The 20,854-nt window shown below is 70.7% G+C and carries 21 protein-coding genes; 6 read left to right on the forward strand and 15 right to left on the reverse strand.

The genetic code is table 11. From position 1 onward, the window contains the following. Window positions 1-71 precede the first annotated feature (71 nt). The 5 genes from AC0KTA_RS00090 to AC0KTA_RS00110 all read right to left on the reverse strand — a co-directional run bounded on the left by AC0KTA_RS00090 (window position 72) and on the right by AC0KTA_RS00110 (window position 4,072). Complete coding sequence (locus tag AC0KTA_RS00090) at window positions 72-1,241, reverse strand: HAD-IIIC family phosphatase (RefSeq protein ID WP_481052997.1); 1,170 nt, start codon at window positions 1,239-1,241, stop codon at window positions 72-74. Continuing rightward, window positions 1,238-2,416, reverse strand: a complete 1,179-nt coding sequence (locus AC0KTA_RS00095; protein WP_481052998.1) for an acyl-CoA dehydrogenase family protein — start codon at window positions 2,414-2,416, stop codon at window positions 1,238-1,240. Before AC0KTA_RS00095 ends, AC0KTA_RS00090 begins: the two co-directional genes overlap by 4 nt. After that, window positions 2,413-2,688: an acyl carrier protein gene (locus AC0KTA_RS00100; RefSeq protein WP_481052999.1), complete on the reverse strand. Its 276-nt coding sequence runs from the start codon at window positions 2,686-2,688 to the stop codon at window positions 2,413-2,415. The genes AC0KTA_RS00095 and AC0KTA_RS00100 overlap by 4 nt, the downstream gene beginning before the upstream one ends. A gap of 96 nt (window positions 2,689-2,784) precedes the next feature. After that, window positions 2,785-3,792 carry a 3-oxoacyl-[acyl-carrier-protein] synthase III C-terminal domain-containing protein gene (locus tag AC0KTA_RS00105; protein ID WP_481053000.1) on the reverse strand — a complete coding sequence of 336 codons (1,008 nt, stop codon included), beginning with the start codon at window positions 3,790-3,792 and terminating at the stop codon, window positions 2,785-2,787. 115 nt (window positions 3,793-3,907) lie between these two features. After that, window positions 3,908-4,072, reverse strand: a complete 165-nt coding sequence (locus AC0KTA_RS00110) for a hypothetical protein (RefSeq protein WP_481053001.1) — start codon at window positions 4,070-4,072, stop codon at window positions 3,908-3,910. Between the two features lie 849 nt (window positions 4,073-4,921). On the opposite strand from AC0KTA_RS00110, the gene AC0KTA_RS00115 reads away from it, so the two are divergent. Continuing rightward, entirely contained in the window at window positions 4,922-6,106 is a 1,185-nt protein-coding gene (locus AC0KTA_RS00115; protein ID WP_481053002.1) for a serine hydrolase domain-containing protein, read from the forward strand. A 14-nt stretch (window positions 6,107-6,120) separates the two neighbouring features. Here the strand turns inward: AC0KTA_RS00115 and AC0KTA_RS00120 are convergent, their stop codons facing one another. Beyond that, complete coding sequence (locus tag AC0KTA_RS00120; protein WP_481053003.1) at window positions 6,121-7,461, reverse strand: CobW family GTP-binding protein; 1,341 nt, start codon at window positions 7,459-7,461, stop codon at window positions 6,121-6,123. Between the two features lie 200 nt (window positions 7,462-7,661). Between AC0KTA_RS00120 and AC0KTA_RS00125 the strand changes: the two genes are divergently transcribed. Both AC0KTA_RS00125 and AC0KTA_RS00130 read left to right on the forward strand, forming a co-directional pair. Beyond that, entirely contained in the window at window positions 7,662-8,180 is a 519-nt protein-coding gene (locus AC0KTA_RS00125; protein WP_481053004.1) for a cupin domain-containing protein, read from the forward strand. A 130-nt stretch (window positions 8,181-8,310) separates the two neighbouring features. After that, a complete protein-coding gene (locus AC0KTA_RS00130) occupies window positions 8,311-8,919 on the forward strand; it encodes a hypothetical protein (RefSeq protein WP_481053005.1) in 609 nt (202 codons plus the stop codon). Between the two features lie 255 nt (window positions 8,920-9,174). Here the strand turns inward: AC0KTA_RS00130 and AC0KTA_RS00135 are convergent, their stop codons facing one another. The 5 genes from AC0KTA_RS00135 to AC0KTA_RS00155 form a co-directional block, all read right to left on the reverse strand. Next, on the reverse strand, window positions 9,175-9,948 hold the full coding sequence (locus AC0KTA_RS00135; RefSeq protein WP_481053006.1) for an SDR family NAD(P)-dependent oxidoreductase: 774 nt from the start codon (window positions 9,946-9,948) through the stop codon (window positions 9,175-9,177). Between the two features lie 69 nt (window positions 9,949-10,017). Beyond that, the gene (locus AC0KTA_RS00140) at window positions 10,018-10,230 is read right to left on the reverse strand and encodes a hypothetical protein (protein ID WP_481053007.1); all 213 of its coding nucleotides are present in this window, start codon (window positions 10,228-10,230) and stop codon (window positions 10,018-10,020) included. A gap of 243 nt (window positions 10,231-10,473) precedes the next feature. Further along, window positions 10,474-11,241, reverse strand: a complete 768-nt coding sequence (locus tag AC0KTA_RS00145; protein ID WP_481053008.1) for an alpha/beta fold hydrolase — start codon at window positions 11,239-11,241, stop codon at window positions 10,474-10,476. A gap of 171 nt (window positions 11,242-11,412) precedes the next feature. Then, window positions 11,413-12,819 (reverse strand): FAD-dependent oxidoreductase, encoded by a 1,407-nt coding sequence (locus tag AC0KTA_RS00150; RefSeq protein ID WP_481053009.1) that lies wholly within the window; start codon window positions 12,817-12,819, stop codon window positions 11,413-11,415. 144 nt (window positions 12,820-12,963) lie between these two features. Next, window positions 12,964-13,659 carry a DNA alkylation repair protein gene (locus AC0KTA_RS00155; protein WP_481053010.1) on the reverse strand — a complete coding sequence of 232 codons (696 nt, stop codon included), beginning with the start codon at window positions 13,657-13,659 and terminating at the stop codon, window positions 12,964-12,966. Window positions 13,660-13,984: 325 nt separating this feature from the next. On the opposite strand from AC0KTA_RS00155, the gene AC0KTA_RS00160 reads away from it, so the two are divergent. After that, window positions 13,985-14,614 carry a polysaccharide deacetylase family protein gene (locus AC0KTA_RS00160; protein WP_481053011.1) on the forward strand — a complete coding sequence of 210 codons (630 nt, stop codon included), beginning with the start codon at window positions 13,985-13,987 and terminating at the stop codon, window positions 14,612-14,614. Window positions 14,615-14,645: 31 nt separating this feature from the next. Here the strand turns inward: AC0KTA_RS00160 and AC0KTA_RS00165 are convergent, their stop codons facing one another. Both AC0KTA_RS00165 and AC0KTA_RS00170 read right to left on the reverse strand, forming a co-directional pair. Continuing rightward, the gene (locus AC0KTA_RS00165; protein ID WP_481053012.1) at window positions 14,646-15,353 is read right to left on the reverse strand and encodes a haloacid dehalogenase type II; all 708 of its coding nucleotides are present in this window, start codon (window positions 15,351-15,353) and stop codon (window positions 14,646-14,648) included. 138 nt (window positions 15,354-15,491) lie between these two features. Continuing rightward, a complete protein-coding gene (locus tag AC0KTA_RS00170) occupies window positions 15,492-16,217 on the reverse strand; it encodes an alpha/beta fold hydrolase (RefSeq protein WP_481053013.1) in 726 nt (241 codons plus the stop codon). Window positions 16,218-16,422: 205 nt separating this feature from the next. Here AC0KTA_RS00170 and AC0KTA_RS00175 point away from each other — a divergent pair, with 205 nt between their 5' ends. Next, the gene (locus AC0KTA_RS00175; RefSeq protein ID WP_481053014.1) at window positions 16,423-17,304 is read left to right on the forward strand and encodes a helix-turn-helix domain-containing protein; all 882 of its coding nucleotides are present in this window, start codon (window positions 16,423-16,425) and stop codon (window positions 17,302-17,304) included. 3 nt (window positions 17,305-17,307) lie between these two features. Here AC0KTA_RS00175 and AC0KTA_RS00180 read toward each other — a convergent pair whose 3' ends face one another. Beyond that, window positions 17,308-18,288 carry a hypothetical protein gene (locus AC0KTA_RS00180; RefSeq protein ID WP_481053015.1) on the reverse strand — a complete coding sequence of 327 codons (981 nt, stop codon included), beginning with the start codon at window positions 18,286-18,288 and terminating at the stop codon, window positions 17,308-17,310. Between the two features lie 430 nt (window positions 18,289-18,718). Between AC0KTA_RS00180 and AC0KTA_RS00185 the strand changes: the two genes are divergently transcribed. Then, complete coding sequence (locus tag AC0KTA_RS00185) at window positions 18,719-19,966, forward strand: serine hydrolase domain-containing protein (protein ID WP_481053016.1); 1,248 nt, start codon at window positions 18,719-18,721, stop codon at window positions 19,964-19,966. A gap of 32 nt (window positions 19,967-19,998) precedes the next feature. On the opposite strand, the gene AC0KTA_RS00190 is transcribed toward AC0KTA_RS00185, so the two are convergent. Then, complete coding sequence (locus AC0KTA_RS00190) at window positions 19,999-20,817, reverse strand: dienelactone hydrolase family protein (protein ID WP_481053017.1); 819 nt, start codon at window positions 20,815-20,817, stop codon at window positions 19,999-20,001. Window positions 20,818-20,854: the final 37 nt, after the last annotated feature.

Genomic DNA, 20,854 nt, shown 5'->3' on the forward strand with positions numbered 1-20,854 from the left:
GTTCGCGTTGCCATTGCTGTCTTTGCGTGCGCCTTGGGCGTCCCGGTCCCGGCCGGGGCGGCGTGGACCGGTCATGCGGTGACCACCCGCACCGGGTGCTTGCGGACGCGCGGCGGGTTCGCCGGGTCGATGGCCAAGGTCATCCGGTCGCCGCTGTCCTCGACCACCGCGAAGCCGCCGAAGCGCAGGGTCACCAGCATCTGCCGGTTGACGTCGGTGGCGACGAACTCCGCGACCGGGCGGCGGCCGGCAGCGAGGGTCTCGGCGACGATGTGGTCGATGAGCACCGCCCCGACGCCGCGCGACATCACCCGGCAGGACATCAGCAGCAGTTCGAGGACGGTCGCGTCGTCCCGCAGCGCGGTGACCGCGAGACCGATCGTGCCGTAGGAGCCGAAGCGGTCCTCGAGCCCGGCGACGATCACCTCGTGCCCGGGGTCCTCGCACAGCCGCCGCAGCTCCTCCAGGCCGAAGGTGCGGCCGGTGGTGTTGAGCTGGTGCGTGCGCACGGTCAGTTCGTGCGCGCGGGCTAGGTCGGCCTCGCTCGCCCGCCGAACGGTGAGGACCAGGTCGAGCGAGGCCAGGAACTCCGCGGGCGGACCGGTGTGCTCGGTCTCCGCCGTCTTGCGCCGCCGCTCCGTGCGGTAGAGCCGGCGCCGCTGGGCGGACTCGTCCGTGACGAACCGCGGGGTGAACTCCTCGTACGCGGTGAGCTGTTCGGCCTCGTTCGCGGGATAGCAGCGTACGTCCGGCAGGGCGGCGGCCACCTCGGCCCGCTCCACCGCGTCGTTGTCGATGAACGCGATGGTGTCGAGGCCGATGTTCAGCTCGGCGGCGATCCGCCCGACGGCCCCGGACTTGGCGCCCCAGCCCACCTCCAGGACGGTGAACAGGTCGTCGAGCCCGTGCGCGGCCAGGTGGGCCGCGGCGACGTCGTGCTCGCCGCGGCTGGCCACCGCGTGCAGGATGCCCCGCTGGTCCAGGGTGTGCAGGGTCTTCACCGCCGCCTCGAAGGGGACGGGCGCGTCGCCTTCGAGGACGACGCCGTCCCACAGGGTGTCGTCGAGATCCCAGACCAGGCACTTCACCGTCGGTGCCGCGGCATCGCCCGGCGCGGCCGCGGCATCGTCCGTCGGTACCGCGACATCGCCCGCCGCCGCCGCAGCATCGTCCGCCGATGCCGCGGCGTCGTCCGGCGCGGCCGCCGCGCCCCGCTGCTGCCCGCTCACTTGTCCGCTCATCGCTGTCCTTCCTCTCGCTCCGGCCGCCGTCCGCGCGGCAGGTGTCCGTGGGCGCGTAACAGGTGGTCGGCGATGTGCAGTTCGGACACCTGCGCCGAGCCCTCAATGATCTCCATGACCTTGGCGTCCCGGTAGCACCGGCCGACCAGGCTGTCCGGGGCGCAGCCCGCCGCGCCCAGGATCTGGACGGCGCTCCCGGCCACATCAGTGGCGGCGCGTGCCGCCGCGTACTTGGCGGCGACGGTCTCCGCCAGCGCGTCCGGGGCGCCCGCCTCGCGGAGCCGGGCCGCGCGCAGGCACAGCTCGCGGGCGGCCCGGCTGTCCACCGCCGCGCGCCCCAGGAGCGAGCGCACCAGCTGGTGCTCGGCGAGGGCGACGCCTCCCTGTTCGCGCCGTACGGCGTGCGCCGCGGCCGCGTCCAGGCACGCCTCGGCCATCCCGACGCAGCCCCAGGCCACCGTGAACCGCCCGTGGTCGAGCGCGGTGCCCGTCACGTGCGACAGGCCGAAGCCCGGCGGCGCCACCGCGTTCTCGCGCGGTACGCGCACCTTGTCGAACCGCACGTGCGCCAACTGGGCGGCGCGCATGCCGAGTTGGCCGCGCACCGGCTCCCGCAGGACGCCGGGCCGGTCCGCCTCCACGAGCACCGCGGCGGGGCGTCCGCCCGCCCGGCCCAGGACGAGGAACACGTCAGCGACCTCGCCGAAGGTGATCCACCGCTTCTCGCCGGTGACCGTGTACTCGTCGCCCTGCTCCTCGACGGTCGTGGTGACCGCGGCCAGGTCGCTGCCCGCCTCCGACTCCGTGGCGGCGAAGCCCGCGAGCAGTTCGCCCCGGGCCAGGGCCGGCAGCCACCGCTCGCGCTGCTCCTCGGTGCCCCAGCGCAGCAGCGCCGCGGCGACCATGCTCTGTACGGTGACGAGGCCGCGCAGCGCGCTGCACACGCCGCCGATCCGGGCGCACGCCTCGCCGAGCTGGGCGGGCGTGGCGCCGAGCCCGCCGTACCGGGCCGGAAGGTCCGCGCCGAACAGCCTGGCGCCCGCCGCCGCATGCCTGATCTCGGCGGGCAGTTCGCCGCGCGCGTCCCAGTTGGCGGCGTCCTCGCGGACGGAGTCGGCGAACCGCGCGCCCAGGGCGGTGAGATCCGCCGCGACGGCGAGCGCCCTGCCGCTCACGCTGCGGCGCCCCGGTTCGCGGACTTGGTCACGACGAAGTCCCGGAGCCTGCCGAGGGTACGGAAGTGGTTGAGATCGAGGTCCTGGACGTCGACCTGGATGTCGTAGCGCTGCTCGATGTGGTTGACCAGCTCCATCGCGAACAGGGAGTTGACGAGGCCGAGCGCGAAGTAGTCGTCGTCCAGACCCAGTTCCTGCCCCAGGTTCCGCGTCAGGTACGCGCGCAGCTCCCTGGTCACGGCGGTCGCGTCGGTCCGGTTCGGTGTTTCCATGCTGGCCCTGCTCCTCACGAAGAGTGGTGTCATGAAAGAAGGTGTGGTGTCACGAAGGGTGCTGTACGCGTTGGGCTGTGCTCACAAGTGCTGTGCTCACAAGTAGTGCGCCGCGGTGGCGCCCTCGCCGATCTGTACGAGCAGCAGGCTCCACGCGGCGACGGGGCTCGCGCTGAGCAGCACCGCGTACTGCCCGTCCTCGAGGCCGCCGCGGTCGAGCTCCGTGCGCAGGTTCAGCAGCACGTCGTTGGGACCGAGGTGGCCGTACTGCCGGAGGTTGTCGAAGCACGACGTGCTGATCTTGACACCGAGGGCCTCCTCGGTGAAGCGGAAGGCGCCCTCGGACAGGTTGTGGCTGAGGTGGCAGGCGATGTCCCCCGGCGTGAGGTGGTTGCGGTCGAGGAGGCGCCGGTGCAGGTCCCGCAGCCGGTTGCGGGTCTCCACGGCGAGCCGGAAGGAGTACGAGGGGAGGTCGCGGCACTCCTCGCGCCACTGGTCGGTGGGCCGGTCGCGGTAGTCGACGCGGAACAGGTCCCAATGGTCGCCGTTGGTCTCCTGGACGATGTCGAGAACGCGGACGGGGCCGCCGCGTGAGATGACCGCGGCGGCGCCGCCGTCGCCACTGACCGTCACCGGGTGCCGGAAGCGCAGCGGGGCGGGCGGCTTGCTGCCGTGGACCACCAGAACGTGCTCCAGGTCACTGTCGGCGGCCAGCAGTCCGCGCGCCGCGAGCAGCGCCGGGGTGAGGGAGACACAGCCGAGGCCGCCCACCGAGAACGTCAGCGCGCGGTCCGCCCCGAGCAGGGCCTGGAGCCGGGTGGCCGCCGACGTCATCAGCGTCTCGGGGGCGCGGGCGTCGATGAGGACGAGCGCGTCGAGGTCGTCCGCGGCGAGGTGTGCGGCTGCCAGGGCCCGGCTCGCGGCGCGGGCCGCGAGGTCGAAGGCGGTGAGTGAGTCGTCCGCGCGGACCTCGTCGATGCCGAGCTGCGCGCACGTCTCCCGCTCGCTCTCGTCGAGCCCGGCGAGGCCCGGCAGTTCGGCCACGGGCAGCACGCTGTCGGGCTGGTAGCAGGCCATGGCCTTGATGGCGGTCACCGGAGGCATTCAGCGGCCTCCGTCGGTGCGAGTGCGGTGAACGCCTCGGCCAGGTGGCGGGCGAGGGCCACCCCGGTGCCCGCCGCGGCTGCCCGGCCGGAGCAGCTCGGGTGCGTCATAGCTCTTACCCCATTTCGTCGGTGAACGCGTGGTCGTACGCGGCGCGCCCCGTGGGCGCGCAGCTCGCGTCGGGCATCGCGCGGACCCGCTGCTCGAACATCCCGGGGAAGGGGAAGGTGTCCTGTTCGACCGGCGGGGCCCCGCGTCGCACCGAAGCCAAAGGGATCATCTGGTTCCGCTCCTGTTCCTCGCATGCCGGAACAGACCCGCGATGGACCTGATCCGCCCCGCCGTTGATGCGCGAAATGAAAGGCAGCATTCCGCGGTTGACTCCTGTCGGAGCGGTCAAAGGACGACAACTCGCCGAACCGGCCCCGGCTTTCTCTCCCCGTACCCCATGCCGGTGCCGATCGCTTCACGCAGGATGTCACCGCCAGGCGGTCACTGCCCCGCAAAGGATCAAACAAAGCGTGATTTCATCGCCGCAGAATCCCAATGCCGACGTGATGCCGCCATGTTCAGGCAGTCGGGCCCGGGGCCTGGCAGGTGGGCGTCCCGTCGACATGACACCGAGGTCGACACGGATATCACCCAAAGCCGGCCCGTTTACGGCTCGTCATGGATGCACCACTCGGACGCAACGCTCCGCCCGTCCCGTTGACGGGACAGCAGCCCCCTGCACGCTCGTTCAGGTCACGCCGTCAACTACCTCTATATTCGGGTGCTTTCGGCTCACCGTCTCCCGACCGACCGCCAGGTAGGTTATAGCACGCCGTCCGGGCTCACCCGGAGAATCCCGAAGCGCTCCCCGCGTCAGGAGAGAAATAGAGGAACGCAGCTTACTCCGGAGGATTTGCGCAGTTGACGCCTCCGTCATCAGAAGCCATTTCCTTTCGAGCGGAATGACCAAGGCTCCGCACCAAGCGGATCGCCACATTCCGGCGACCCGGCAGCGGCGCGCACCGTCCTCGAACAGCGGGAAACCGAACGGTGGACGCGAAGTCCGGAACCTGCTCAACCCCACTGCCCCCGTCCGTGGTCCTGCTGAGCAAGCGGCAACGACGTTGGGGAGTGCGCAATGACGTTACGGAAGAGCTCAAGATTCACTGTGGTGGGTCTCGCGGCGGCCGCCGTGGCGGCGACCGCCCTCGTCTCCCCCGCCCGGGCGACGCCCGACACCGATCCCGACGCGGCGGCCGGTCATCGCGCGACCCAACGCGCGATGGACGCGGCCGTCAAGGCGGGCACCCCTGGCGTCACGGCCCAGGCCCGTGACGCCGACGGTGTCTGGAAGTCGGCGTCGGGCGTGGGCAACCTCAAGACGGGTGAGCCGCGCGGCAAGAACGACCGGTTCCGCGTCGGCAGCATCACCAAGACGTTCGTGTCGACCGTTCTCCTCCAGATGGAGGCCGAAGGGGAACTCGGCCTCGACGACACCGTGGAGCGCCATCTGCCGGGCCTCGTACGGGGCAACGGCAACGACGGCCGCAAAATCACCGTACGGCAGCTCCTCAACCACACCAGCGGCCTGTTCGACTACCTGGCCGACAAGAAGTACCGCGCGACGTACATGGAAGGCGACGGCTACCTCAAGCACCGCTACGACACGCTGCCCCCGCGCAAGCATGTGAAGGTGGCGCTCTCCCACACACGACGGTTCAAGCCCGGCGCCAAGCAGTCGTACTCCAACACCAATTACGTCCTGGCCGGACTGATCGTCGAAAAGATCGGCAAGAGGACGTACGAGGCCGAGGTCCGCGACCGCATCATCGAACCGCTCGGGCTGAAGGCCACCACCAACCCCGGCAACAGCATCCATCTGCCGCAGCCCAGCAGCCGCGGCTACTCCAAGCTGTTCCGGTCGGTACCGGACCGGATCGACGACATCACCGAGATGAACGGGTCACAGGGCTGGGCCGACGGCGACATCATCTCGACCGCCGGTGACCTGAACCGGTTCTACAGCGCCCTCCTGCGCGGGAAGCTGCTGCCGCCCAAGCAGCTCAAGGCGATGAAGACCATCGCCACCGTTCCCGGTTCCGCGCGCATGACCTACGGGCTCGGCCTCCAACGGCTCAGGACGAGCTGCGGCAAGACGGTGTGGGGCCACGGTGGCGGGATGGTCGGGTGGCTCTCCATGGCCACCAGCACCGCCGGCGGCCGCCACCAGTTCTCCTACAACTTCAACGGGGACTGGGACGCGGCATCCATGTCCTCCCTCGTGAATGCCGAGTACTGCGGCACGGCTTCGCGGTCGCGCTGAGGGCAGACCGCGCGTCACCGTCGGCGGGCGGCCTTGGCGGCCAGAGCGAGGAGCGGCTCGTCGATCGCCGTCCCGTCGGGGGCGGTCGGCCGGTTGTCGACGTACACCGTCTCGATGCCCCGCTCGGTCGCACACCGGGTGACCACGTCCACGGCTGCCGCCTTGAGCTCGACGGCCAGGACCTCCGCGCCGCGCGCCGACGGCTCCTCCAGGTCGAGGAGGAGTTGCCGGCGGTCCGCCAGTGCGTGACTGACACCGGTCACGTGGGCCCCGTGGGCTTCCTCGAGATGCCGTTTCAGGATGTCGCCGTACCGCCTGTCCGCCGTTGTGGCCAGCCACACGCGCTTGCCCGCCACGTCGCCGAGAGGGTTCGGGCGAAAGACGGTCCTGATGGACTCCGGTCGGGACAGGGATCCTCGTACGAGGGACTCCAGCGCCTGCAGCCGCTGCTCGTCCGCGTCGTCCTCGCACTTGGTGAGCACGACCAGATCGGCGAGCAGCGTGCGGTACAGGCCGAAGTAGCCGGACAGTTCCACGGGGTCGATGTCGGCGCCGACGACCAGGATCCCGGCGTCGGCGCGGGCGGGCGGCACGGCGGCGCCGCTGGACTCGAGGACGAGGAGCCCCGGGTCCAGCTCCCGGGCACGGTCGAGGGCCCGCTGGTAGTCGTCGCAGCACGTGGCTCCCGCGAAGCCGCCGCCTGCCCGCCAGGTCCCCACCGTCGGCACCCCCGCGACCAGAGCGTCCTCGATGTAGTCGCTGGCCGCGTGCCGACCCTGCGCCACCCAGTCGAGCAGTGTCGCCTGGATCAACTCCATGCCCGATTCGATGACTTGAGGCTCGGCCGGGCCGCCGCGGCCCATCGCGATGACGACCGGATCAAGACCGGCGGCGCGCCACGTACGGGCGGCGTGGCCGGTCAGCGCGGTCTTGCCCATCCGCTTGCCCATGCCGATGACCGCCACGGACGGTACGTCGCCGACCGGCGGACGGCACGGCGGGGTGAAGGTGAAGTCGGCGCCTCGGTAGCAGGCGCCGCGCCACAGCGCGACCGATGCCATGCGGCATCGGCGCGCGTTGCTCAGGACCGGCGCGTCGGACAGGTCGAAGACGGTCCGCGCGCCGGTACGGGAGATCGCCTCGGCCAGCCCGGCCTCGACATCCGCCGGCGTCTCGACCGGCACCCCCACATCCAGCGGCCGCTGCCCGAGCTTCTCCCGGCCGCCGGCCACAAGGGCCAGTACAGGACGTTCCCCGGTCTCACGGAGCACCTTGATCGCACGGGCGGTCACCGGCGGATAGTGCTCGCCGTCGATCAGTACGAGGCAGACGGCGGGGCGTGGAACGGCTGTCACCTCTTCAGGGGACCACGACTGCGTGGACGTCCCGTGGCGCCACGCGGCCCGGTCTCACCCGCGCCACGCGGCCCGGCCTCACCCTGGCCTAGGTCCCCAGCCCTCATCCCTGGCCCGCTCAAGATCATCCGGAAGGCCGATGCCGCTGTCCGGCGGCGGGAGCCATCATGCCGGTGGATACCTGCCAAAAGGAGCGCATCATGTCGTACCCGGAGCACCTCGCATACCCGGAGCCCCGTTACCTCGGCGACAAGGGCGAAGTGAACGCGGCCTTCCGCCCGGCCGACACCCCGCCGGACATCTCCTCCCCCGGCGGCTCCACCCACTACCTCGCCACGAACGAGTCGACCGGCGGCGAATTCGGCCTGTATAAGGTGCAGTTGGGCGCGCGCTCCGCCGGAGCCAAGACCCACTTCCACCGGGCCATGTCGGAGTCCTTCTACATCCTCTCCGGCGAACTGGAGCTCTACAACGGCGAGAAGTGGGTCACCGGCCGCGAGGGCGACTTCCTGTACGTGCCGGTCGGTGGCCTGCACGCCTTCAAGAACGTGACCGACGAGCCCATGTCCATGCTCATGCTCTTCTCCCCGGGCGCCCCGCGCGAGGAGTACTTCGAGCGGGTCGCTGAGATGTCACAGCGCAGCAGCGAGGAACTCAAGGAGTTCCGCATCCGGCACGACAGCTACTTCACGGAGGACTTCGAGCCGGGGGTGGAGTGAAGTCGGCTTTCGCTTCCCCCGTCGCCGGCCCCGTCCCCCTGCCCGCCGCCGGCGGACCGTACTCGGTCGGCACCCGGGCGTTCCACCTCGTCGACGACCGTCGCAACGACGCGTTCGCGCCCGACGAGTGGTGTTCTTCGGTCCGGGCCGCCAGGATCCGGCGGCCACCGGGACGGCCTTCGCCCAGGACCTGGCGAGCCACGGCTACGTCGTCATCGGGTCAACCACACCTATCGCGAAGGCGGTTCGGCACGGCGGGGTCGGCGTGTTCGGCCACTCCCTCGGCGGCTCCGCGGCCGCCGAGGTGCTGCGCACCGACGTACGGTTCACCGCGGGTGCCTGCTTGGACGGTGCCCTGCAGACGGACGCGGTGCAGACCGGGCTGAAGCAGCCCTTCCTGCTCTTCACCGAGCCGATGGAACTGCCGACCTGGACGGACTTCATGGCGCACCACACGGCTTGGGGACGCCGCATGGTCCTGGCCGGTGCTCGTCACTACAGCTTCAACGACCTCGCGGCCCTGGGCGTCGCGTGGAAGCTCGACGAGGTGTGGACCGCGGAGCGGTTCGCCAAGTTCTTCGGCACGGCCGAGGGGCGACGCACGCAGGCGGTCACCGGGGACTACGTACGCGCCTTATTCGACCACTGGCTGCGCGGCCGCACCGCGGCCTCCCCGTCTCTGGACTCCGCGGACACCAAGTACCCCGAGATCACGGTCGGGTGGACGTCCGGGCGCTGACTCCGCCTTTCCGTGGTGGCGGGCTCAGCCAGGACCACTGGCAAGACCGACAAGCCTGTGGAGGGCGCCGCCGTCTGCCAACAGGGCACCACCGAGGCGGGAGACGACGGCACGCACGCGCCCAAGGGCTGGGTACCGGGCCAACGGTGCGGCGAGCTTCCCGGCAGGCGGGGCCATTCTGGCCGGCGGGGAGGCTGGACTCCGCGCATGTGGACCGGCTGCGGGAGGAGGCCGAGCAGGCACAACGGCTCGGCCTCACCGCATCAGCACACCCCCATTGATGTCGTACGTCGCTCCGGTGATGAACCCGGCGTCCTCGCCCGCCAGATGGAGCACGAGGCTCGCGACCTCCATGGGCTGCGCGAGGCGCCCCACCGGAATGCGGCTCGTCATGTCGGCCAGCTTCTCCTCGCCGACGGTGCGGACCATCGGTGTGTCGACCAGCGCGGGCGCGACCGCGTTGACGGTGATGCCGTCGGCGGCGAGCTCCGTCGCGAAGACCCGGGTGAGAGCGATGAGCCCGGCCTTGGACGCGCCGTAGTGCGCGGCCGTGGGGCGTGCGGCCTGGCCGCTGACGGAGGCCATGTTGATGATGCGCCCGCCACGCGCCCGGTCGCGCATGCCCTCGGCGACTCTGCGCGTGAGGAAGAAGGTGCCGGTGAGATTGACCCGGAGGACGGCGTCCCACTCCTCCGGCGTGATCACCCACAGGCCGCTCATGGGCGCGCGAGCGGCATTGTTGACGAGGACGTCGATGCCGTCCCAGCGCTTCAGCACGGCCTCGTGTGCCGCCCGTGCCTGCTCCGGATGGCCGAGGTCGGCGGTGACGGCCAGGGCCCGCTCGCCGCTCTCGTCGAGGGTGCGGGCCAGTTCCTGGTTGCGCTCGCGGTCGGCGTCAAGGAGGGCCACACGGGCGCCCCGGGCGTGAAAGGCACGCGCCATGGCCGCGCCGAGGCCTTGGGCGGCACCTGTGACGAGGGCGGTACGCCCTGCGAAGTCTTGGGCTGGAACAGGGGTGTTGGCGGTCATGCCCGAGAAATCCTCTCCGTGAGCGGTGAATTCCGGCGGCGGCCTGTCACTCCTTGCCGCGGAGCCCCGTCATTCATTGCCGAAGAACAGGGCACGCCCCACCCGCGCCTCGATGCGCAGATAGCGCCACAACTGGTGTTCACCCACGGGCACGTCGCGGAGCACCGAGCAGACGCGGGAGACGGCCGACAGGTCCGGCGCGTCGGCGAGGATGTAGGAGGTCCACGGGTAGGCGGGCGATGCGCCGACCATCAACTGGTCGTCGTCCATGGTCCCGAGCACTGTGACACCGAACCGCTCCCCGAGCTGCCCGAAGGCGTCCCGGCAGCACGCGCGCCACGTGTGCGCGTTCCTCGGCGGTGGCGGAGAAGAAGTCCTGGGTCACGCCTATGCAGAACAGCACGCGCAAGGGTGCGTCGGCAGAGTTTTCGATCATGAATCCACGGTACGTGACGCCGCCGCGGCAGCATTACGAGCCCTGTCCGCCCCTCAGTGGCAGCGGCGTTCGACGTCGGTCAGCGTTAGTCAGCGCCGGAAGAACCGCGCGAGCACAAGGGCGACCGTCTTCGGGTCGGCCACGTGCCCCTGGCCGGTGAAGGTCTGGCGCTCCCCGCGCGGGATACCGGCGACGATCGCGTCCGTGGCCGACTCGAAGAGGCCGTCGCCTCCGCCCGTGGCCACCAGGGTTGGCTGCGTGATGGTGGCGAGGCGGGCCGTCGGTGGCGGGCCGTAGCACGCCGCGTCGTAGGCGAGCGTGTGCGCCAGGGCCTCCAGGCCGGGCCAGAGCGGTGAGTTCCTGGCCTCCGCGATGTTGTGCTCGTCGGCCCCCGCAAGCCGCATGAACAGTTCGACCGCCTCGCCGCGGCGGCCCTCGGCCAGCACTTGGGCGAGCTGTTCGCGGTACTGCCGGAACCGCCCCGGCGCGTCGTCGGCCGTGTCGTAGGGCACGTCGTACACGGCGAGCCTGTCGATCGCGAGCCCTGCCGCCGCGGCCTCCAGCGCGAACATGCCACCCGACGAGACGCCGTACACGTGCGCCGATCCGCCGGCCAGAGCCAGCAGCGCCGCGATGTCCTCGATCTCACGCTCCACGGCGTACGGCAGGGTGTCGCCGCTGCCGCCCCGACCGCGCCGGGCGTAGTTGAACACGGTGAAACCGTGCGCCAGTTCACGGGCGAGCGGCGCGTTCTCCGCACCGTCGTCGAGACCTCCGCCCACCAGAATCACGGCGGGCCCGCTGCCTTCGCGTTCGTACGCGATCGGCGTGCCGTCCTCCGACACCACGTGCTGCATCTGCGACTCCTCACGCGTCGTACGCAACGAGAACGCCGGTACAAGAGCGGCACCGACCCACCGGGTCCGCCAGGAGATGGCGTTCCTCAGCTGCGGTCGGTGGCGCAGCCACCGATGCCCCTGGCCTCCTCCCGCAGAGCTGCGGCATGTCAGTGCCGCCGTACACCCTCCTCAGCTGCTCCGAGACCGGCGGCGGCCACGGCCTCGGCCCGCGCGGTGCGTGAGCGCGCGGCGTACCACCTTCGCGAGCATCGCCGGACGGAACAGCAGCGAGGGTGGCGCCGTCATGTTCAGCACCCGTACGAAGCGGGCCCACACGCCCGCGTCGTGTGCGGCGAGGGCGAACACGTGCTGGTTGTACCAGTGGGCGAAGCGCGCGGACAGCGGCTGTCCCCCGGGTGCCCACATGAGGTCCGAGCTGGTGGCCAGGGTCCACGGGACCTGGATGACGCGGGCCGCGGCGCGGTGGTAGCTGCGGCTGAGACCGTCGAGTCCGGACGCGTCGGCCCGGCGGCGGAGCAGGAGCCGGCCGAGCAGCTCCGCTTCGAGCGCGGCGACCGTCAGCCCCTGCCCGTACACCGGGTTGAACACGCAGAGCGAGTCGCCGACCGCGATCAGGCGTTCCGGCCAGCGGGCGTTCTTGTGGTGCAGGCGCCACTCATTGCCGGGATTGGTGTACCGGTGGATCTCCCCCTGCCGGATGCCGCACTTGATCTGTTCGGCGAGGCGCGGGTTGCCCAGGGTGTGGGCGAAGTCGAGGTAGCCGTCGTCGTCGGTGGGCGGCACGTGCTGGTCGAAACCGAACAGCGAGCACATCCAGCGGTGGTGCTCCACGGCCAGCACCACTCCGCCGCGAGGTACGCCGGGCGCGAAGGTCATCTGGTACGCGACGTCGAAGTCCTGCCGGTCGCGCGGCGGGCGTTCGTAACACGCGGAGGTGTAGGTGATCTTCGCTTTGATGACGGTCTTGCCGGACACCGGCAGCCGCGCGTCGGCGAGCCAGCTGTCGATGGGCGTGGAGCGGCCCGACGCGTCGACGACCAGGTCGGCGTCGACTTCGGCGAGTCCGTCGGCGTCGTGGGTGCGGTAACGGACGCGGTCCAGGCGGCCGGGAGCACTCGCCGTCACCGTCTCGCAGCGGGTCGCCGCGAGCAGCCGTACCGGCGCGAGGGCCGACACCCTTTGCCGCAGCCGCCGTTCGAGCTCGTCGCGGGTGAACGTCTGGATGGGCACGCCGACCGGGTCGCGCGGCGCGTAGCCGGTCGGCAGCAGGAAACTGATCCGCTCGCCGTAGTCGAGGACGGGCGCGCCCAGCTCCGCGAGCTCCGCCCGTAAGCCCGGGAAGAGTGCCTCCAGCGCGTCGCCGCCGCGGGCGAGCATCGCGTGCGCGTGGTAGCCCTGCGGGACATGGGGGTGCACCCCGGTGTCCGACCGCACCGGATCGCGCTCCAGGACGAGCACCTCGGAGAAGTGATCGGCCAGGACCCGCGCGGTCACGAGCCCGGCGTACCCGCCACCGACGACGACGGCCCGCCCCCAGCGGGTTCCGGACGACAAGCTGTGCTGGTTCTCGGCCATGGCCGACCCCACCCCTCTCGGCGCAACTCCCCGCCACTTCACCCTGTACGACCGCGGTCCTCAAGACCGCCCAGGGAGCGCACCGAAGCACACAACACCCCGTGCGGCGCCCGCAAGACCGCGAGACCCGTCACGGCCTGATTCTCAGCCAGCCCCCTTGTCGTGCTGTCGGCGCACCATCTCGGTGATCCAGGTGGGTGCGAACGGCGACGTGCAGCCCGGGGAAGTCGGGTAGTCCTTGAGCACTTCCAGGCGCTCACCGATGTCGATGGCACGGGTGCGGTGCTCGGCGTGCTCGATCCCGATCTGGGCCAGGCAGTGGTTCATCGCCCACTGCAGGCGTTCCGGGGCGTCTTTCATCTCCGCCTCGATGACGTCGAGCAGTCCTGCGAGGTCGAGTCCGTCGGGCTTCTTCGCCACGCGTTCGGCGGTCAGCGCCCAGCCCGCGCTCGCGACCACTGGATCCGGATCGGCGGACCAGGCCAGGCGCAGCTCTTCGGAGTGCGGGCTCTTCTTCACCACATAGTTCACGAGCCAGTCGTGCACCTTGGGTGTGCGCGCCTCGCGCAGCATGGCGTCCAACTCGTCGCGCTCGAACGCCTTCGGGCGGCAGATCAGCATCGCAAGGAGTCGCGCCGCCGTGTCGTCCGTCTCCCAGAGCCGGCGCGCGAGGTCCTGCTGCGTCTTCAGCCGCTTCGCGAGCGCGCGCAGTTTGCTGAGGTTCACACCGTGATCGTCACCGTGTCTCTCGTTCACCGCGCGTGTCTTCGGGTCCTCGAGGTCGGCCAGCTCGGCCATCACCTCGGCCACCGTCGTCTCGGTCGGCGTCGCCTTGGCCATCTCGGCCTCCTCTCCGTCACATGCGATTTTCAGCGTACGAGGGAAGCAGCGCGTCCCGGACCGTGGCCAGAGTGGGTGAGGATCACCCGGTTGCGCGGCTCGGGTTGGAGGAGCGAGAGGACGTGCCCACGCAGACTCGCGAGGTATGGACTCGACACGACGAGCTGTACTGGCGGCGCTGTTGGCAGCAGGACTGGCACCCTGCACGGCAGGAGCGGCCGCGGCGGAGGGGCCCCACCACGGGAGGACGGCGCGGCCCCTCCGCGGGAGAGAAGCGCGGCCTCTCCGCGGGAGAGCGGCGCGGCCCCGACCTCCCGCCTCACTCATGGGACACGAGATCCGCCGCCTGCCCACCTCGCGCAAAGAGGTCGCGCTGACCTTCAACGCGGCGTGGGACGAGAGCGGCGTCGACATGGTCCTCACCGAGCTGCGGCGCCGACGGCTCGTGGCGACCTTCTTCCCGACCGGCGGCTTCGCCGAGACCCACCCCTCGGCCGTGCGGGCCATGGGCGCCGAGCACGGTCTTGGCAACCACTCCTACAGTCACCCGTACTTCGACGACCTGAGCACCAGGGAACGGCAGCGGGAGGTGCGCCGCGCCGATACGGCGATCCGGGCCGCGGCGGGCACCGAGCCGCTGCCGTTCTTCCGTTTCCCGTACAGCTCCACCACGGCCGCGTCGGTCGCCGACGTCAACGCTCTCGGCTACGCGGCGATCGAGTTCACCACCGACACCAACGGCTACCTCGGGCCGAGCCGCGGCATGACGGTGGAGCGGGTGGTCGCCCGGGCCGTCGACGCCCTCGCACCGGGCGCGATCATCCAGATGCACGTGGGCAGCACCGGTGACGGGATCGTGCTCGACGCCCGGGCACTGCCCAAGATCCTCGACGCGATCGCGGCGGCGGGCTACGGAGTCGTGGACCTACGGGAGTTCCTGGTGCCGCGTGCGTGAGCGGCACGCTGTGCTCCGGTCGGCGCCCTGGCTAGGCGCGGTCGAGTTGGTCGGCCAGGCCGGCCAGGTCGTCGACGTACAGGTCGAACCGGTCCGAGGAGGCGGGCGGGTCGCCGACGGGGCGGGCGACGTAGGCGGTGCGCAGACCGAAGGCCTGTGCTCCGCGCAGGTCCCAGGCGTGGGTGGCGACCATCAGGAGCCGCTCCGGCGGCCGGCCGGAGACGGTGACGGCCAGTTGGTAGACCGCCGGGTCCGGCTTGTACGTCCGGGCGTCTTCGGCGGACAGGGCCTGGTGCCAGCGCAGCCCGGCGTGGGCGTTGAGTCCCAGCAGCGCCGTCCGGCTCGTGTTGGAGAGTCCGATCAGCGGGAACCGTTCGGCGAGTCGGGCGAGCCCCGCCACGGTGTCGGGCCACGGCGGGAGCCTGCGCCCTGACAGGGCCAGCGCCGCCACGGCGTCCGGGTCGTCGACGCCGGCGGCATCGGCGACGAGCCGGGCGGCTTCCAGGTCGAGGACTTCGCTGGGGAGGTAGGGCCGGACGCCGTCGACGATGCGACGTTGCTCGCGTTCGATGTGCTGCTGCCACAGCGACAAGAGCTGCTCGACCCCGGAATCGCCGGAATCGCCGGAAGCGCCGAGCGACGGGTCGAGCTCACGAATGCCGGCGCGGATACCGGCGGGTTCGTCGACGAGCGTGCCGAGCACGTCGAACACGACGGCATCGATCTCTGGCTGTGCCATGGGCGAGGTCTCCTGGAGAAGCACGGGAAGAAGTAGCGGCGTGAGAGTGGCTGTTGGTCGAACGCCGCGGGAAGCCACCGGATTCCCGGTTGTTCTCCCGTGTGCACCTCTGTTCCCTCCCGTGCGCACCGCCCGGCGTCAGCCGAGCTTGAGCAGGAACTCGGCGAGCTCGACCGGCGTGGTGATCATGCAGTCGTGGCCGGTCGCCAGTTCCCACACCTGTGCCGGGGCACCGTTGGGGTGCAGCGCGGGGACGGGGCGCCGGTCGAAGCCTTCCGGCTCGCCGACGACGCAGTGGATGTGCGTCCGCGGGATCGCGTTCACTGCCGGATTGTCCAGTCGGACCGGTTGCTGGAGGCAACGCACCGGCTGATCCGACAGCATCGTACGCAGCCACGCGACGTCCGCCGGGTCGGTGACCCCGAACAGACCCGCGGGCGGCGGCATCTCGGGGGGCGGCGGAACCCGCCAGCCGCTGTCGGACTGCACGGCTCGGTCGATCAGGACCTGGGCCACGGGGAGGACGTCGGCCGCGCTCTCGCCGTCCTCCGGGACCATCGCGTCCAGGTAGACCAACTGTGCAATCCGGTCCGGGACCTGGTTGGCCGCGGAGGAGATGACGAGCCCGGCGTAGCTGTGCCCCACAAGGATCACCTCGGTGAGGTCTTCCGCGGCGATCAGCCCCACGATGTCGTCGACGTGCGTGTCGAGCCCTACCTCGCGGCTGAGCAGGTGCGCCTTGTCGCCGTAGCCGGTCAGCGTCGGCGTGACCACGCGATGCCCGGCCGACGCCAGCAAGGGGGCCAGCCGCTCCCAGCACTGACCGCTGTGCCAGGCACCGTGTACCAACAGATATGTCGACATGGTTCTGCTCCTTGCTGTGCTTGTCCGCTGTAGCTGTGCTCGTCCGCTGTACTTGTCCGCTAGGGGCGCGGACGGCGGGCGGAAACGTCGGCCCGTGGGCCCGCCGGCCACGCTGCCGCCCGGGCCCCGGCCGAGCCAGGGCCCCCGCGATCCTGGGGGTGACAGGACCAGGCACGCGTACGGTTGCGCGAATTACAGTGCAGCGATGAGCGACGAACCGAACATGCTGGGCGATTACGCGCGTGCACGCCGTGAGCTCGTCACTCCCGAGCAGGTCGGTATTCCCGCTGTGGGCGTGCGGCGCGTGCCGGGCCTGCGCCGGGAAGAGGTCGCGATGCTCGCGGGCATCAGCGCCGACTATTACCTGCGCCTGGAGCAAGGCCGCGACCGCAACCCGTCGGTGCAGGTCCTCGAGTCCCTCGCCCGCGCGCTGCAGCTCGACGACGACGCGACGGCGTACCTGCTGCGCCTTGGCACGGGCAAACCCCGACGGCACCAGCAGCGGCACCCGCACCAACCCCGGAAGGAAACCGTCCCGCCGGGCATCGCCAAGCTCCTCGCCACGCTGCCGCTGCCCGCGTGGGTCGAGGGCCGCTACTTCGACGTACTCGCCGCCAACGCCCTGGCGACCGCTCTCTCAGCGCGCCTCGTGGCGGGAGCCAACCGCCTGCGGGACGTGTTCCTCGACCCCGCCGAACAGGCGCTCTACCCGGACTGGGAGAGCGCCACCGCGGGCATGGTCGCCGGTTTCCGCGAGTCCGTCGGCACCGACACGGACGACCCCCGCTTCATCGAGCTGGTCGGCGAGCTCTCCCTCGCCGACCACCGCTTCCGTCAGCTCTGGGCCCGCCACGACGTGGAGGCGTGCGAAGGCGCGCCCAAGCACATCGACCACCCCCAGATCGGTGGCCTCAAGATGAACCGGGAGCGGGTCGGCATCGGCGGCACGGCAGGCCAGATGCTCGTCATCTGCCACCCCGACCCCGGAACCGACGACGCCGACAGACTGGCGCTCCTCGCCTCCGCGACGCTGACACCGGCCACGCACGTCTCCGGCACCGGCTCCAGCACCGGCACCGGGCGCTGAGGGTCAGTCTCCGCCGCCGCCTCCACCGTCCCCGCCGCCTCCGTCCCCGCCACCACCGCCGCCGTCGCCGCCGTCGCCGCCGTCCGAGCCCCAGCCGTCCCCGCCGCCGGACTCGTTGTCGTCACTGCCCCAGCCGAGGTTGCTGTACCAGGCGCTGTCCCATTCGATGTCGATCGCCACCGGCTCGCCGTCGTGCGAGGGCCGTCGCGTGGGCTGTGTCCGGAAGCGGTGGGCGCCGGTCGTGTCGCCGATACCGAAGGTGACGGCGAAGGCGTGTGCCATGACGGCGTCCAGCGGGTCGTGGCTGTCGTAACGGATGTCGGAGAGGGGCAGCAGCACCGTGCCCGGTACGGGACGGCGCCGGCGCGGCGGGCGGGTGAGGAGAGCGACCTGCTGTCCGTCGCGCAGCAGCCGCGAGCAGGTGTTGCTCTCGCGCTGCAGCTCCCAAAGGTGCTGCGGCGTCTGCGCGGTGACGAAGCTGCGGGTCTTGCGCCAGACCTTGGTCAAGGTCAGTGTGGCGGCATCCGTGCCCACGGTCAGGACCAGGCCCCGGCTCGGCGTCGTCCTGTCGGAGCTGTGCAGTCCGTAGGGCGCGCGGACACGTACGACGGGTGCCATCGGGCCCCATACGTCCACGCGCACCAGGCGGCGGTCGACAGCCACCGCTATCGCTCCCGCGGGCCCGGGAGCGTACCGCCGCGCGAGCCACAGCGGTACGCCCTCGGCCTGTGCCTGCGCGGCCAGGGCAGCTACCTGGCCGGGTCCTCCGGACTGTTGGAGGGCCAGCTGCCCGAGCCGGTGGGCGAACTCGGCGGTCCTGCGTACCTTGACTGGTTTCGTGGTGCCGGTGACGCGCGTGACGGGCGCGACGCCCGGTCCGTCCGGCAGTTCGCGTAGATCTCGTTCGCTGCCGCCGCCCCCGAGCCAGTGTCCGCGCTGGTACGCATCGGCCATCGCGGCGAAGTGCAGTTCGCTCAAGGGCATGGAGCGTCCCCGGGCCCGTAGGCCCTGCCCGGTCAACTCCACTGTCTGGGCAAGTGGGTTCCAGGAACTCTCGGCATACAACACCTGCATCATGTGTCTCCCCCGTCATCTGGCCTTGGCATTGTTCTGCCGACGCCATGAAGCACTCATTTTCCCACGCAGGCAGCGGCATCCGGCTTCGTATTACGAGGCCGTCGCCGTATCCGGACACTTGTCTCAGCGTTTTGCCAGACTGTGAGGAGTGCTTGCGCGGTGCGGGGTGCCTGGGCCTGCGGTGCCGGGGGTGCCGCCCGCCACCACCCCATAACTAGCCCCGCCCACCCTGACTTTGGGGCCGCCATGACCATGCGGGCCGAGTCAGTGATTTCCCTGAGGCGTCTCCGGGTCGTCCCCGATACTGCACGGCCGACGATCCTGGTGAGCTTGTGTCATGCCTCGCCTTCACCATTTCTCACCACGCCAACTCCTCACTGTCCTGGGCACGATCGGCGCGCTCTCGCTCGCGGCAGTCACCCTCGCCGCCACAGGCGCCCCCACCGCCACGCCCGCTGACAAGCCCGCTGACACGCCCCAACCGTCCTCGACCGAACCCGCCCGGCTCCAAGCGGCGTTGGACCGCATCGTCGAGCAAGGCACGCCGGGCGTCATTGCCCAGGTCAGAAACGCTCACAGAACGTGGAACGCCCGGTCCGGCGTCAGCGACCTCGCCACGGGGCAGCAGCGCAGCACCCACGAGAAGTTCCGCATAGCCAGCGTGACCAAGTCCTTCACCGCCGTGGTGCTCCTCAAGCTCGAGGCCCAAGGGCGGCTTTCGCTGGACGACAGCGTCGAGAAGTGGCTCCCCGGGGTGGTGCGCGGCAAGGGCTACAGGCCGGGCAGCATCACGGTGCGGCACCTGCTCAACCACACCAGCGGAATCTTCGACTACAACATGGACGAGGGATTCCGCGCCAAGTACGCGGGAGACGAGTTCGACAAGCATCGCCACAAGAAATGGACACCCGCTCAGCTGGTGGACATCGCCCTCGCTCACCGTCCGAACTTCCAGCCGGAGCAGGGCAGTAGGCCCGGAAAGCCCGGTGAATGGGACTACTCGGACACGAATTACGTCCTCGCCGGAATGATCGTCGAAAAGGCCGGTGGCGGCACATACAAGGAGGCGGTGGAGCAGTTCATCATCAAGCCGCTCGGCCTGCGGGGCACCAGCGTGCCCGGCACCTCCCTCAGAGTGCCCGCTCCGCATGCCACGCACTACTCGACCCTGTTTGAGGAGGGACCCCAGGCAAAGGTGCGTGACGTCACGGAGTTCAGCCCTACGGTGGCGTTCTCGGCCGGGCAGCTCATATCGACCGTCGGCGACGTCAACACCTTCATGTCGAAGCTTCTCGGCGGCGACCTGCTGCCGCCCGCTCAGCAGCGGCAGTTGCTCGACGCCGTCCCCGTCGACGGGGACAAGGGGCACGGCGGCCCGGAGGACGTCTACGGCCTCGGGATACGTCACTTCAAGCTGGCGAAGGACTGCTGGGCCTGGGGCCACGGCGGCATGATCCCGGGTTCGGCCACCCGGACGGTCGTGTCGGCGGACGGACGGCACGTGATGACGATGAACCGGAACGGAGACTGGGGCGAGCAGGACCTGGAGGACGCGGTCGTGAAGACGGAATTCTGCGACCGCTGACGTCCGACCCCGGCTTCACATGTCCCGCTCGCTCACCCTTTGCCGAGCCGTTCGGTCAGGAAGGCGATGATCTCGTCGCGGGCCTGCACGGTCGGGTGGCCGTCCCGGTCGACGAGGTGGGCGGTGACGACGCTGTGGGCACACCCGACGACGTCGCGGAAGAAGGGAGGAGGGTTCGTGTTCGCTGCCTCGCCGGGCAGGACGCGGCCGTCGAACGCGTCGCCGAGCAGCGCCCGGTAGGCCGCGAACCGTTGGCCGGTGCACCATTTGTCGTTGTCGAAGCGGTAGCCGAGGACCTTCAGTCCGTCTCGCTGGACGCGGTCGGCGAGGGCGGCGGCGTCTTCGGTGCCGATCTCCAGACCGCCGGGGTCGTCGAGCGGCAGCGACGGGTGGTTGACCACCGGTGCGATGACCGCTGGTTCGAGGGCCATGGTCAAGGCGAAGTTGCCGGTGAAGCACAACCCTACGGTGCCGACGCCGGGTCCGCCGCACTCGGCGTGCGCGAGGCGGGCGAGGCCGCGCAGCCATGCGACGACGGGGCTGGTGCCGCCTCCGGCGAAGGCGCGGAACTCGGCGCTGACGCAGGCGCGTCGGACGACGGTCTCGAATGCCTCGGCGAGCGGATAGGCGCCGTCGACGCCGAAGAGGGAAGGCAGGTACACGGAGAAGCCGGCGTCGCGTACCCAGCGCCCGAAGCGCGCGACGTCAGGGCTGATGCCGGGCATCTCGGGCATGAGGACGACCGCCGGTCCGGACCCGGCTACGTACACGGTCTTGCTGATGTCGTCGACGGCGACGGTTCTGCGGGAGAAGTCCGCCAAGGGGTCGTGCTGCCCTCGCGTGGTTGTCATGACGGAAAGGATGACGAGAGGCTGACGCCACTGAGAA

The organism is Streptomyces sp. Y309 (genome assembly GCF_056712025.1).